This window comes from Paenarthrobacter sp. PPS72 (assembly GCF_048537125.1).
Taxonomy (GTDB): domain Bacteria; phylum Actinomycetota; class Actinomycetes; order Actinomycetales; family Micrococcaceae; genus Arthrobacter; species Arthrobacter nitroguajacolicus_E.
Window position 1 is genome coordinate 1 of the sequence record NZ_JBLYIE010000109.1, and the last position, 487, is coordinate 487.

Consider the following 487-nt stretch of genomic DNA (forward strand, 5'->3'; position numbering starts at 1 on the left):
GGCTCTTCAGAATTGAGAGTGTAATCAGGGCTGCCGCGTGAGATGTCGGGGGCGGGTGGGGTATTTCGGTTGGGGTGAGGGCCTTGGGGGAGAATCAGGGTATCGACTCCGCTGTTTCTCTACCGCAAGGCCCTCGTGTTTAACGCTACCTTTCAGTGCCCTGACTTGACCACATTCTGCCGCCTTGATGGGCTCGGACTCGAAGTGACGGGTCAGTATGTCCGCCCGGATCGTGCCGTCCTGGCGTGCCGTGTCACCGATCCCGATGACTGGTGCCGGAAGTGTGGGTGCCAGGGCGTTCCGCGGGACACGGTGACCCGCCGATTGGGCCACGAACCGTTCGGATGGCGGCCGACCACGCTGCTGGTGAGCATCCGCCGCTACAGGTGCAACGGGTGCGGGCACGTATGGCGGCAGGACACCTCCAAAGCTGCCGGGCCGAGGGACTGTCTCTTATACACATCTGACGCTGCCGACGAGGAGCGTG

At 63.2% G+C, this 487-nt stretch carries 1 pseudogene; it reads left to right on the forward strand.

Annotated features, from left to right (window positions below):
- Positions 1-135: 135 nt before the first annotated feature.
- A pseudogene (locus ACLRGI_RS23305) lies at positions 136-487 on the forward strand (ISL3 family transposase); the annotation flags it as partial.